Source organism: Kamptonema animale CS-326 (assembly GCF_028330895.1).
GTDB lineage: Bacteria > Cyanobacteriota > Cyanobacteriia > Cyanobacteriales > Microcoleaceae > Kamptonema > Kamptonema formosum.
Genome location: NZ_JAQMUA010000032.1, coordinates 1 through 14587, shown reverse-complemented (window position 1 = coordinate 14587; position 14587 = coordinate 1). Strand labels below are relative to the sequence as shown.

Genomic DNA, 14587 nt, shown 5'->3' with positions numbered 1-14587 from the left:
CTCTATTTCCCTAGCCCCTAGCCCCTTATTATTCCCCCTTCACAGGTAAGCTGATGATAAATGCTGTTCCCTGTCCCAGACTAGAAGCAACTTCGATCGCCCCACCATGCTTTTCTACGACGATTTGACGAGCGATCGTTAACCCTAATCCCGTCCCTTTCCCTACGCCTTTGGTAGTAAATAAATGGTCAAAGATTTGGGCTTGCACGGCTTCGCTCATGCCCTTACCATTATCTTCAATGCGAACTAATACCTGATTGGCGATCGCTTCTGTCCGAATGGTAATTTGTTGAGGATGGGCGATAAGTTCCTCAAAGGATCTAGTTTTTCCCATCTCGTCGAACATATCGATCGCGTTCGCCAAAATATTCATAAATACCTGGTTAAGCTGACCAGGGAAGCAGTCAATTGGCGGTAATTCGCCATAGTCTTGAATCGTGGCGATCGCTGGACGTTGGTCATTAGCTTTGAGGCGATACTTGAGAATCAGCAAGGTGCTATCAATCCCTTCATGAAGATTAGCACTAACTTTGCGATCGGTATCGGCGCGGGAGAAAATGCGGAGACTGGTACTGATGCCTTTGATGCGATCGGTTGCACCTTTCATCGAGTTGAGTAACTTGGGTAAGTCATCCGTAAGAAATTCTAGCTCAATGTCTTCAGCATTTTCTCGGATAGGTGCGACTGGGTGGGGATAATGTTGTTGATAGAGGGTCAGATGTCGGAGTAAGTCTTGCACGTATTCTTTGGCGTTGTCGATGCTGCCATTGAGGAAACCCATCGGGTTATTGATTTCGTGGGCTACCCCTGCTACCAAGTTACCCAAAGATGCCATTTTTTCGTTTTGTACCATTTGCAATTGAGCATTTTGCAATTCTGCTAAGGCTTGTTCTAGTTCCTGAGATTTCTGAAGGACGGCAGCTTCGGCACGTTTGCGATCGGTAATATCAATCAGCATTCCATCCCATACTATTTCGCCGTCCTCCCAGCGTTCTGGTTGAGAAGCCGCTTTCACCCACTTTAAATTCCCATTAGGTGTAATAATGCGCCACTCATGTCGAAATGGGGTGAGATTTTGTGCTGACTCGATAACTGCTTGAAAAACCTCTATTCGATCGTCGGGATATTCAAAATCACGTAGGCTATATTTCCCAGTCATCATATCCTCTGCCGCTACTTCGTAAAGAGTTTGACTCCCAGAACTGACATAGGGCATGGAAGCTGAACCATCGGTTTTAATGCGGATCTGATAAATCAATCCCGGAACATTATCTGCAAGTTTCTGGAAGCGGATTTCACTCACCCGTAATTTTTCCAGAGATTGTTCTAACTGTTGAGCATAGGTTTGTGATTCTTGATAAATACGGGCATTCTCTAAAGAAATTGCGGCTTGGGTACACAGGAAGTTGAGAATGAGGATGCGATCGTTAGTAAATACTCCGCCCGCTGTACGGTTTTTCAGATAGAGAATGCCGAGTAACTTTCCTTGATTGAGGATGGGCAAGCACAGAATACTCTTAGGTTTTTGCTGAATTAAATATTCATCTAAGATCGGCAGATCGGTTTTGAGATCGTCAATTACTACTACTTCTCTGGTATTTTTAACATACTGAATTAGTTTAACTGGTAAGTCCAAATTACGTTCTAAAGGTACTGAACAAAGTTGAGTTTCTTCCGGTGTAGCAATAGCTTGCATTTGCCATTGTCCCTGGCTATTGGGTAGGATTAAGGCGCAGCGATCGCCCCCAGAGTTTTGCAGAATAATCTGAGTAAATTGGTGAAGTAGATCGTCGATTTGAATTGTACTGGAAAGGCTCTGAGATGCTTTGAGAAGGGCAGTAAAATCTAGAGCGGTATTCACCCTTGACGTATTAGATGATGAGCTGTCTGTTGAGTGGCTAAGGAGCGAGTAATTAGAAGTGGAAATACTCGCTAAGGTTTCAAAAGGGTTAATAGTTTGGGCGGCTGGTTGTAGAATGGGACGCAGTAAATTCGGGTAACGATTTTCCAGATCGTCAGTTTTAGCTTTCGCTCCCCAACGGGCATAGCAGTAGTAGGCTTCCTGCATATAACCTGCGGCGACTTTTTCTTTGCCCCAGTTGAGATAAAATTTGGCTGCGAGTTCGTTGGCAAGGGCTTCATCTTGGATAAAGCCGTTTTCTTTAGCATCTGCAATGGCGCGATCGTACAGTTCCAGCGCTGCCATTTTCTCATCCAAGAGTCGCTGCTTTTCTGCCTCTACTAAATGAAACTTGTGTAGATGATTCATGGGGGCATGAGTTGCCCATATTTGCATATTTTGCTGATTGGTAGTAACTTGTTTTAGGATGATTTCTTGATCGGATTTAGGCTGATGGGAGTAGAGCGCCAACTGAGTAAGAGAAACATAAAAATAGAAGGTGGGAATGTTAAACATTCCTTTACCTCCAGATGAGTAATGTTTTGCCTGTTCAATATATGCGCTCGCTTTTTCAAATTCTTCAAACAAATAACACAGCATTACTTTGATGAAAAAGAAATGCCATAATCCAGTTTTGTCATTGGCTTGCTGATATCGAGCTAATAGTACCTGTTCTTTCTCTACTTCACCCAGCAAACAAGATGGGCTTGCTGTTTGACCAAGCAAATTTAAAACCATTTCTCGATACAGTTCATTGTAATTAAGTTGTGTTTGCTGATTGATTTGCCCCAAAACTTTGCTATAAGCTGTCATTTCTTGCTCTAGCTGGGGTAACTCATAACCCGTTAAATAGGCATGGAAACCGTAAACATAGGCAGCATACCCCAAGTCCATTAAACTGCCACTTTCCCACCCGCTGGTGTAAGCATTTTGCAGTAGCTTTAAAGTCTCTCTACCGTGAACTTTCCAATGAACAATAAAAGTAGTAGTCACGAATAAAACTCTAGCTTCAATCTTTTTAGCTTTAAGTTTTGATAATAGGTTTAATGCTAGTTGAGAAAAATCATAACCCCGTTCAAACTCGCCAGCAACAGCACACAAAAATAAGCCATAGCTAGAGTAAGCTAACGCAGAACTAGGCGCATTACCATAGGTAATTGACAAGTTCATCTGCGTCATGATGATCAGCGAATTTAAATTGGGTTTCGCCAAATAAGCGGGAACAGAGATGACATCTAAAATTTGCAAAGCTGCTAACATTTGAGGGTTCGTCATCTCTGGTAGATTGAGTAAATCCGCAGGTTTTCTGCTGCCAATCAGCACTTGGGTTTCTTGACTTACTCGTGCTACATCTTCTAGTTCGGGTGATGCAGGGAGAGCGATTTCAAATTGCTTGAGTGCAGTCAATCCCGTATTGATGGCTTCAAGTAGTTGACCCTGCGATGTATAAGCATTAATTCTGACTGCATAGACTTTCACCGTATCTAATGCTGTTTTTGCATAGTGCAAAACTTCTTCTGCAAGACTTGCCATTTCCTCGATATCGGTGTTGAGATAGGCTGCTTCTGTTGCTTCTACATACAGTGCTAGTGTTAGGTCATACTGAGTTAGCCAGCGATCGCTAGCTAACAGATTGCGCCCTATGGTAAAGTATTTAACAGCCGCATTATAAGCAGTAGAATTCTTAGCTTTGCAACCAGCAATTAAATTCAACTTCGCAACTTCTTCTCTCTCTGGGGCTTGCTCAATTAATTCGACAGCAATATTAATTTGATTGACAATCTCAAAAATTCGTTCTTCTCGGTTAATCTCATTCTCCAGTAATCGCTGACCGATGCGATGATGGGTGAACTTCTTCTCTTCCTCTGGAATCAAAAAATAGGCGGCTTGTTGGACACGATCGTGTAAAAACCGATAGCTAACTATTTGAGAATTCGCTTGAGTAAAAGTATGTTCTGTCCCTAAATAAAATTTATAAATCTCACTTTCAGGTAATACCAAACCTTCTTGTAATGCTTTCCATAATGCGGTTGCGGTTTCAGTTTCTGCCTTTTCTGAAACAATTGCCAATGTTGTCAAATCGAACTGATTACCAATGCAGGCAGCTAATTTCAAAACTTCTTGGGTTGTAGTTGGTAACTTCTGCAATTGTTGAGCCATAAATTCTACAACATCATTAGTCAATGCTGCTTCCCGCACTTGGGTAAGATTACATTGCCAATGCCCCATTTCAACTTCAAAGGTAATCCATCTATTTTGATGGATGGCCTTAAGAAACTGCGTAGCAAAAAAAGGATTGCCTTGGGTTTTCTGATACACCAACTCGGTCAATGGTTGTGCTAATACTGGGGCACAAGTGAGGGTATCTGCTACTAGCTGATTTAAACTGCTTTCAGACAGTGGTTTTAACGTGATGGTGTTTACTATTGCTCCCGCTTTAGCCACTTCCTCCAAGGTCAGCATCAACGGATGTGCTGCAAATACTTCATTATCCCGATAGGCTCCAATCACTAGCAAATAACCCGCTGGCGATTCGCCTATGAGCAACGGCATTAACTTTAGCGATGCCAAATCTGCCCACTGCAAATCATCCAGAAAAATTACCAATGGATGCTCTATTGTAGTGAAGACTTGAATGAATTTTTGGAACAGTAAGTTAAATCGATTCTGAGCCGCAGTTCCTGATAGCTCTATTGCTGGCGGCTGAACTCCGATGATGCGTTCCAGTTCTGGAATTACATCGATCAGGACTTGAGCATTCTCTCCCAAAGCTGCGAGAATTTTGGTTTTCCAAGTTTGCAGTTGCCGATCGGATTCTGACAGCAACTGCCCCATCAAATCGCGGAATGCCTGCACAAAGGCAGAGAAGGGAATGTTGCGATTGAACTGGTCAAATTTGCCTTTGATGAAATAGCCGCGCTGCCGGACAATTGGTTTATGAACTTCGTTAACTACTGCTGTTTTTCCAATTCCAGAAAATCCAGCTACTAGCATCAATTCGGATGTGCCATTGGCAACGCGGTCAAAGGCTTTTAAGAGAGTTTGGACTTCGGCTTCGCGACCGTAGAGCTTTTCGGGAATTAAGAAGCGATCGCATAGATCCCGCCTCCCAATCTCAAACGGCTCAATTGACCCTGTTTCTTGCCACTGTTTCAGACAAGTTTGTAAATCATACTTTAGACCCAAAGCATTTTGATAGCGATCTTCGGCATTCTTCGCCATCAATTTCGTGACAATACTTGCGATCGCCGATGGCAAGTTGAATTCAATTAGGGAGGGTGGTTGTTTGGCGATGTGGCAATGCACCAACTCCATTGGATCGTGGGATAGGAAGGGCAATTGTCCCGTTAAAAGTTCAAACAGCGTCACGCCTAGTGCATAAAAATCTGCCCGGTAATCAATGCCTCGATTCATCCGCCCAGTTTGTTCCGGTGCGAGATAGGCGAGTGTACCTTCTAATCCATTGGGATTCTTAATTTCTTGGGTTTCTTTTGGTAATAAGGAGGCAATGCTAAAGTCAATAAGTTTAATTTGTTTGGATTCAGGATGGATCAGAATATTCGCAGGTTTGATGTCTTTGTGAATGACACGATGGTGGTGCAGATCGTGCAGGATATTAGCAATTTGTAGGGCGATCTCTAATACCTCTGTTACTGAAAGTGCCTGATTATGAGCATAGTCTCGCAGTGATACTCCGCCAAAATCTTCCATTACCAGTGCATAGCTGTTGCCATAAACTTCTAAGCTATATGGATGCACAATTCCAGGAATGTCCAGATTTTTAGCGATCGCATACTGATTGCGAAACTGTAACAGGTCTTTGAAGTTGGGGTAGTCTTGGTGTAGAAACTTGATTACCACAGAACGCGGTTCATCGCCTACGCCTAACTCCACCTTTTCTGTCACCGCACGATAAACCACTGTTTGGGAGCCACTGTAAACTTGCTCTACCAAACAGTAACCAGAAATAGTCGGGTTTAAATCTGCTTTTGCTGGCATCTTGACTGCGGGAAAAGATTTTTTTACTGCTCACACACTAACGAGGAGTGATGATTTGTATTAGTAGTGTAACAGATTTTCTCCTTTATATCCGTATTCAAGCCTTCTAAAATATGACGCACAAAATTTTCTTCAAGTTTTTTGCCAACTAAATCACTTGTGGTTTCATCTCTTTCTAAGCCACCCTGTTCTTTTGTAGGATAATATTTGGCTTGACGCTGTTGGGAATGTTTGAAGGAATCTCCTTCCGATGGAACAGCAATAACATTACTGTTTTGATTGTAGATCCAGCCATGATAAGAACATTGCAATGTACCTTTAGAAACCTTTCCTGCGTAGCAAGCCTAAGATTAATCAGTAATTTTACGATTTACTAATAGCAAAAAGTAATCTTCTATAAAAAAAGAGTAGGTCGCTATGAAGAGCAATACAAACATTAAGAATACCCACGAGAAAAAGCCACTGCCACTGGTCTATTTGTGAAATTAGTGACAGTCATCATTACAGCTAATGGCGAATAATTGGCAGACTGAGAGTTACCGTTGTTTCCTTTTGATACACACTGGTAACAGAGAACTCTCCTCCCGCCAGTTCGACAATTTTCTTGACAATTTTTAAGGCCAAACCAATGCCCTGTTGCTCATAGGTTTTCCGCTCAAACTGCATGAAAGCACCGATTTTAGCAATTTGGTCTTCTGTCATGCCTCGCCCTGAGTCATGGACAGATAATTTCAACATATCCCCTACAACTTCACTACTAACTTTAATAGTTGTCTCTGGTGAGGAAAATTTCAGCGCATTATCCACTAATTCATGGAGAATAGTTGATAGATATCGCTCTGATATACCGATATCCGCTTCCTCAAGCACCAACATCAGATCGTTGTGACGATTGAGTGTCTGAGCATGGGATTTCAACGCGGCTTCAATGGCAGAAGCTGAAAATTTAGTCCCGGTAAATTCGATTTTTTGCTGCCGATTTGCTGATAGTTCTAGTTCTAAATAAATCAGGAATTTTTTCGTTAAACTTTCTAGACGACGGGCGGATTGATCCGCCCAGCTTAACATCTCCCGGACTTCAGAAATATCTATTTCTTCGAGATCGTCCTTGAGGAAACTGATTGTGCCTAAGATGCCATTGAGGGGCGTATTCAGTTCGTGGGATAGACTAGAGGCTAAGTTCCCACGCAGTTCATTGAGGGTACTTTCTAAGACATTGATGGTATTTTCTTGGATATCGTATAAGGTCTGGATATTGTCATACTGTTGCTTGATTCTGAGCATGGAATGCACGCGAGCACGCAGTTCAATCCCATTAACGGGTTTACTAATAAAGTCGTCAGCTCCGGCAGTTAAACAATAGGCAAGGTCTGATTTAGAGTTTAATGCTGTCACCATAATAATGGGGACGGCTTGCCATTTTGACAGAGCTTTGATTTGCCGACAAACCTCGATGCCGTCTATTCCCGGCATCATCACATCCAGCAAAATCAGATCGGGTTCAAATGTGTCAAGATACTCGAGCGCATCATGACCATTAGCAGCGTAATACAATTGATAATCTTGCTCTGATAACAGAGTTTCAATCACATCAAAATTATCAGGTTCATCATCAACAATTAAAATAGAGCATTGAGACATAGTTGTAAGCAGTTCCAAAACGTATAAGGTTTGATGGGAGTAGGATCAAGTCGTCAGTTATGCTGCCAAAGTGATTTCAAAAATAGCTCCTCGCGGTTGATTGTTTCTGACACAAATTGCACCGCCATGTGCCTCAACGACCATTTTACAAAAAGCTAAACCTAACCCGATTTGAGGTATATCGGACATCAGAGTTCCAATCTCGTATTTCTCAAAAATCTTCTCCCGCAATGTATCAGGAACACCCGCCCCCGAGTCAATCACCTGAATTTTAGCATCGCCAGATGTAAGAAATTCTAGATTTACTATGATTTGACTATTGGACGGGGAAAATTTAATGGCATTGGAGAGGAGATTATCCAGCATTCGATGGATCATGGTGGCATCGATAAAAACTTTTCTAGTGGTGTCTGGTGGTAATTGAGGGATCAGCAACTGATTTTTTTGAGCGGCGATCGCTTCAAAGTTTGATATGGCAGATTGTATCAGATCGCAGAGTTCGACCTCCGTGCAACAGAGACGAATTTTACCTGATTCGAGTAACGCAATTTGCAACAAATCATCAATTAATACCTGTAATGCTTTTGCTGACGAGTAAATTCGAGCCAGTTTGGTTTGTTGGGTTTCTCTAGGATAGTCTATGCTTTTTAAAAGTTCCAAGCCTAGCAAGACACCAGCCAAGGGATTGCGTAAATCATGGACTACCATTTTAACCATATCTTCCCGCAATTTGAGTAAGGTTTGCAGGTCGTCATAGTGATGCTTAATTCGCAGCATTGAATGCACGCGAGCACGCAGTTCAATAGCATTGACAGGTTTAGTGATGAAGTCGTCTGCTCCCGCAGTTAAACAATTGGCAAGGTCTGATTTTGAGCTTAACGCCGTTACCATCACGATCGGCACGGCTTGCCATTTCGACATGGCTTTGATTTGCCGACAAACTTCGATACCGTCTGTTCCCGGCATCATCACATCCAGCAAAATCAGATCGGGATTGAATGTGTCCAGGGATGCGATCGCGTCTTGACCGCTAGCCGCATAATGCAATTGATAGTCAGGATCGCTCAAGAGGGTTTCAATTACATCAAAGTTATCAGGTTCATCATCAATGATTAAAATCGATGGTTTATTCATGGGTTATCTTTGATGAGAAGCTAAAAGCTGTTGAATGGTGGTTGCCAATTGTTTCAGCTTAACGGGTTTGGTGAGGTAATCATTGGCTCCCGCCGCCAGACAACGATCGCGATCGCTCGTCATCGCTAAGGCCGTCAGTGCTATTATTGGCACATTGACAGAGTTGGGAGCGCGGCGGATATGCCCTATAGCTTCTAGACCATCCATACCAGGCATTTGAATGTCCATCAGAATTAAGTCAGGATTTTCTGAACCAGTCAGAGCGATCGCTTCCGCTCCATCCTTGGCTAAGAGAATACGATAGCCTTTAGCTTTCAGGTAACTGGAAACTGTACTGATATTAGCTTCGTTGTCTTCTGCTAGCAAAATTAACGGTAATGCTTTCTCTTGGGCCTCGTTGGATTCGATGGAGGGTGGACTGTAAGATTCCACATCGGCAGAGGATGACGAGGTGTCGGTATAGAGAAGGTCAATTGTAAAACAACTACCGACCCCTACCTCGCTGGTGAGCCCCACTTGCCCGCCATGCAGTTCCACAATTCGTTTCACCAAAGCTAACCCTAAGCCAGTCCCTGCATATTTACGATTTAAGGCACTATCGATTTGGATAAATGGCTGAAATAGCTTATTGATATGTTCTTGGGCGATGCCAATACCTGTATCAATAATGGCAATTCGCAGGTAATCCCTCACTTTTAACCCTTCTGCTTGTGCTTGGAGAGAGGAAGCAGGGGAGATGGGGAGATGGGGAGCGGGGGAGCGGGGGAGCGAGGGAGATGGGGAGGATGGGGAGGATGGGGAGGATGGGGAAGGTAGGGAAGGTAAGGAAGGTAGGGAAGATTTAACTTCCTCATCTCCCTCATCTCCCTCATCTCCCCCATCTCCCCCATCTCCCCCATCTCCTCTGCCCCCCTGCCCCTCTGTCCGCCTTTGACGGCTCACTTCCAGAGTGATATGTCCTCCCTCTGGGGTGAATTTGACTGCGTTATTGAGCAGATTGATTAAGACTTGGCGGATGCGCCTTTCATCCACCCATAATTCCGGTAAATTGAGGGGAATTTTAATATCTACCTGAAGGTGTTTTTGTAAAGCTTGTTGTTTGATAAATGCCAGACTAGATTGACACAAATAATTGATGGAAACTGAGGTATATTCCAGCTCCATTTGACCGGATTCTATTTTGGCGATATCTAAAATATCATTGATTAACTCTAGTAAGTGAGTGCCACTGCGCTCAATAGTTTCTAAAGCTTTAATTTGATCTTCGTTGACAATCCCAAAAACTCCATCTTGTAGCCCCTCAGTCATGCCCAAAATCGCATTCAGAGGAGTGCGGAGTTCGTGGCTCATATTAGCAAGAAATTCGTCTTTGAGGCGGGTAGCGCGGATTAGTTCGGCATTAGTTCGCTCTAGCTGCTGTTCGTATTCTTTGTAAACTCGCATATCCCGCATAATGGTTGAGAAAAATTCCACTTCTCCGTGAGGAGATCTATGAGCTAGGAGCAATTGAGATACTGGAATTTGTTGCTTTTCAGCATCTAGCAATACATTTTCTCCCAGCCAGCTTCCTTGGGCGATCGCAATAGGTATAGCCTGCTGTTCGAGCATTTCCACAGCCCACTGGGGATGGTAATCAGCCGCGTTTTGCTGAGTAACTACGGCATTAGCATCAAGCCCCCGCAGTTTTTTAAGTGCGCTATTATTCCAGATCGTGTTACCTGTTAAATCGGCAATGAGGATGTAATCAGTTGAGGCTTCTAGGATAGCAATGAGGCGGTTTTGGGCTTGCTCTAAACGTTTGCGTTCAGTAATGTCCTGAGCATTGCCAATGATCTGCTTAACTTGACCATTAGCATCGCGACTAAAGACAGAATCTCGACTGTGGAGCCATCGCCATTCCCCATTGGTATGTCTCATCCGATATTCAGTGTCAACAATTTCCCCATCCTGAGCCGTGCTTATTTGCTCAGAGTAAGCTGGTAAGACGGATGTCAGATCGTCGGGGTGCATTAAATTTTGGGTCAAATTAATTCCCATCGCCTGAATCACTTCAGGTTCATAGCCCAAGATAGAGGTAATTTCATGGTTGACATAAACATTACGCTGTGTTTGCAGATCGTAGAGATAAAGAATATTCGGGGATGAGTCGGCAATTTTTTGAATAAAACGCTGGCTTTCTTGTAGAGCAAGCTCGGCTTGTTTGCGATCGCTAATATCGACTACCACACAAATAGTTTGATCTCCTGAGTCTGGGAGAAATGCCATTCCGATCAGAACAGAAATGCGACTACCATCCTTACGGTAGTATTCCTTTTCCCAAGGCTCGATCGCCCCAGATCGCATCAGGCGCTCCATTGCTGCAAAATCAGCAGGGAGATATTCGGTAGGAGTCAGGGTATCCCAATGGATCGTTCCCGCGCCTAGTTCCTCTCTGCTGTAGCCCACCATTTTTAAGAAGCGATCGTTGGCATCGAGAATGTTACCCTGAAAATCGGCAAAGATCATGCCAACTACACTGGAATCAAAGACTCGGCGGAAACGGATTTCGCTGCTTTGCAGGGCGAGTTCAGCTTGTTTGCGATCGGTAATATCCTGAATTTGGGAAACAAAATAAAGAGGTTGTTCGTAGACATCTCTCACCAAAGAGACACTTAACAATCCCCAAACTAATTGCCCCTGTTTAGTAAAATAACGCTTTTCAATGTTATAGCTGTTAATTTCTCCTGCTAATATTTGCTTGGCAAATTTTAGATTAGTTGCTACATCGTCAGGGTGAGTGATTTCCTGAAATCGTAAATCCAAGAGTTCGGCTTCGGTATAGCCTAAGAAATTACAGAGGGAAGCATTTACTTTGAAGTATTTACCTTCAGGAGAAACCAGACACATACCAACTACTGTATGATCGAATGCCTTACGGAATCGTTCTTCACTTAACTGTAGGGCTTCCTCTGTCTGTTTGCGTTTGCGAATATCAATTAAAACACCGCTTGACATTGTAGCCTTACCGTTTCGATCGAAGTTGAGACTGGATATATCGTATACCCACACCCAACTGCCATCGGCGGCCACCATTCGATATTCCAGTTCGCAGTTGTTTTGATTTTGAATTGCATCATTAAATAGTTTTTCAGCCTTGACAATATCTTCGGCATAGACGTGATTTCTCCAAAAATCAGTTTCATTCAGCCAAGCTTCAATCGGGTATCCTAATAACTCTTCTGCTTTGTCGCTCACAAATGTAAACCGATTATTGTTAAGGTCATATTCCCAAACAACGCCATTTACAGATTGAATCAGAGAGTAATAATTTTGGCGCGACTTTGCTAATTCAGCTTCTGCCTGTATGCGATCGCTGATATCTGTTAAGGTGCCGATGTAGCCGATCGTCCTACCCGTAGCATCAATTTCCTGCGCCACTTGGACATAAAACCAGCTAATGCTACCATCTGGGCGGAGATGCCTACCTTCACCATGATTGTGGATATGATTTCCTAGAATCGATTGAGCATACTTTTCAGTATATTCAGCCAGCAAAAAATCGCGATCGTCTGGGTGTATAGCTTCGATCCATCCCCGACCCAAGGCAGATTCTTTAGATCTACCCGTCATTTCACTCCAGCGATCGTTGACATAAATACAGTTCAAAGGCGAATCAAACTGGAAAATTGCCACCGGAGCCGCAGTGGCTAAGGTGACATAACGGCGTTCGCTTTCCCGCAGGGCCTCCTCTGCTAGTTTGCGCTGGGTGATGTCAGTATCGGAACCGCTGATGCGAACAATTTCACCTGACTCATCCCGCAAACCCTGAGCGCGATTGAGTACCCACATATAGCTGCCATCTTTGCGTTTTACCCGATACTCAGCTTCCAAGAACTCTGTTCTACCAGCAAAGTGATCGTCAACAGCAGCCATGACGCGATCGTAGTCATCGGGATGTATCCGGCTTAAGGACTCATCGGGGGAATTGCGAATTTCATCATCAGTGAAACCGCGCATCTGCTTCCACCGGCTGGAGAAGAAAATTTGGTTGGTTTTCAGATTCCAATCCCAAATGCCGTCGTTAGAACCTTTTAAAGCTAACTGCCACCTTTCTTCACTGGCGTGCAGAGCAGCAGTGCGTTCTTCAACTTTGCTTTCTAACTCTTGGTTTAACTGCTCTAGTGCCTGAGTAGCTTGTTGGCGTTCAATGGCAATGCCAGCAATATTTGTGGCTAGAGCAACCACTGACAATTCTTGTTGATTTGGTGTATAAATTTCGCGATGATAAACAGCAAATGTCCCTAAAACTAGACCATCATTGCTGATTACAGGTATTGACCAACAAGCTTGCAATCCATGTTCTAAAGCTAATCCTTTAAAATTTTGCCAGAGCGGATCGGTGGCAATATCAGAAACAATCACGGTTTCCTGGCGAAAAGCTGCGGTTCCACAGGAACCAACTCCTTCACCGATCGCAACACCATCGATCGCTTGCAGATAAGCTGCCGGCAATTGAGGCGCAGCCCCAGGATGCAATTTGCCATCGCGATCGCACAGCATAATCGAACAGAGACCATCCACCAGTTGCATCTCCATTGCTTTTAATAAAGTATCAAAAATCTCTCCTAAAGGTTCTGCCTTGGCGATTCTTTCTAAGATGGCATTTTGGATTTTTAGTTGTGATTCTGCTTGCTTGCGCTCAGTAATATTGATACTGGTACCCACAATCCGACAAATCCGGGACGAGGCATCTCGAATCGGGTTGAGTGTGGTCATCCACCAGGTAGGTACTCCTCTAAAGATTAGGCATTCTTCATAGGTGATGGGAACTCCTGCTTGGATACAATCGACATAGCGTTGGCGGACTATTTTCCCAGGTGAAGTTCCTCTGATCTCTTGATTTGATTTCCCCGTTAATCTTTCCGCAGTGGGGTTATAACCTATAAATCTAAACTCTCCATCCTCTAAAACATCAACTGTAAAAATTGCCTGTTCTACGCCTTCATAGATACTGCGTAAAAATTGTTCGTTCTCTTGTAAAACTGCTTGTGTTTGTTTAAGCGTAGTGCGATCCTGGGTAGTAACTACCACCCCTGAAATCTTGCCATCTAGTTCGATATAGGGATAATAGGTGACTTTAATAAATCTGGGATCGGCATTTTGATACTCAAACCAGGTCTCGTATTCTTCAACTTCCCCAGCCAGACATCGATCGAAATGTGGCTGAATTATGCTCTTAAATACTGTTTCACCATGCAAATCGGCGACGGAATGCCCAACGATGTCTCCCCATTGTTTCTGAGTCCGATCTAAATAGGCTTGGTTGACTAACCGATAGATATAGTTATTATCCAAGAGGGCAATACCATCTGTCATGGTAGAAACCACTCTTTGATACTGGTAGAGGATAGCTTCTGCCTCTTCGCCTTCGCTCAACTGTAAAACAGTTTGTGTCAAAATCTCAGTTAAGATATCCTTGGTGAGCAGACCAATTATGCGATCGCCATTAAGTACGGGTAAATGGCAAACTTGATGCTGTTGAAACAATGTTAGGACAGCCTTGATATCGCTCAATTCAGATGCCTGGACGGTAATGAGTGGATGGCTCATTACCGACTGAATCGGCAACTGGTCTAAGGGTGTGGACTGGGTAATAATCCGCACAATATCTCGCTCAGTTACAATTCCTACCAAGCCACTATTCTCAGAGTGCGTACCGCTGCTTTCTACCACTAATACATAGCTGCAACCAGCCTCTCTCATCAAGGCGATCGCTGCCATCACCGTCTGATCTGGTGCGACCATGAGTGGATTGGGCGCGATCGCGGATAATAAATCTTTTTGGACTAGGGGAATGGAAATACTTATCATGGCTTGTGGGTATCTGATTGAGCAAGAAGTCTCCCGCCATCATCTTTACTCTTGGGACTAGGG

Annotated in this window: 4 protein-coding genes and 1 pseudogene; all 5 read right to left on the bottom strand. The window is 43.7% G+C overall.

All coding sequences use genetic code 11. The annotated features are described in order from the left end of the window. Positions 1-28 precede the first annotated feature (28 nt). The gene (locus PN499_RS02370; RefSeq protein ID WP_272030074.1) at positions 29-5899 is read right to left on the bottom strand and encodes an ATP-binding sensor histidine kinase; all 5871 of its coding nucleotides are present in this window, start codon (positions 5897-5899) and stop codon (positions 29-31) included. A gap of 23 nt (positions 5900-5922) precedes the next feature. After that, positions 5923-6219, bottom strand: a pseudogene (locus PN499_RS02365) (hypothetical protein); the annotation flags it as partial. A 187-nt stretch (positions 6220-6406) separates the two neighbouring features. Continuing rightward, positions 6407-7540 (bottom strand): hybrid sensor histidine kinase/response regulator, encoded by a 1134-nt coding sequence (locus tag PN499_RS02360; protein ID WP_272030073.1) that lies wholly within the window; start codon positions 7538-7540, stop codon positions 6407-6409. A 57-nt stretch (positions 7541-7597) separates the two neighbouring features. Continuing rightward, positions 7598-8674 carry a hybrid sensor histidine kinase/response regulator gene (locus tag PN499_RS02355; RefSeq protein WP_272030072.1) on the bottom strand — a complete coding sequence of 359 codons (1077 nt, stop codon included), beginning with the start codon at positions 8672-8674 and terminating at the stop codon, positions 7598-7600. A 3-nt stretch (positions 8675-8677) separates the two neighbouring features. Then, on the bottom strand, positions 8678-14524 hold the full coding sequence (locus tag PN499_RS02350) for a PAS domain S-box protein (protein WP_272030070.1): 5847 nt from the start codon (positions 14522-14524) through the stop codon (positions 8678-8680). Positions 14525-14587: the final 63 nt, after the last annotated feature.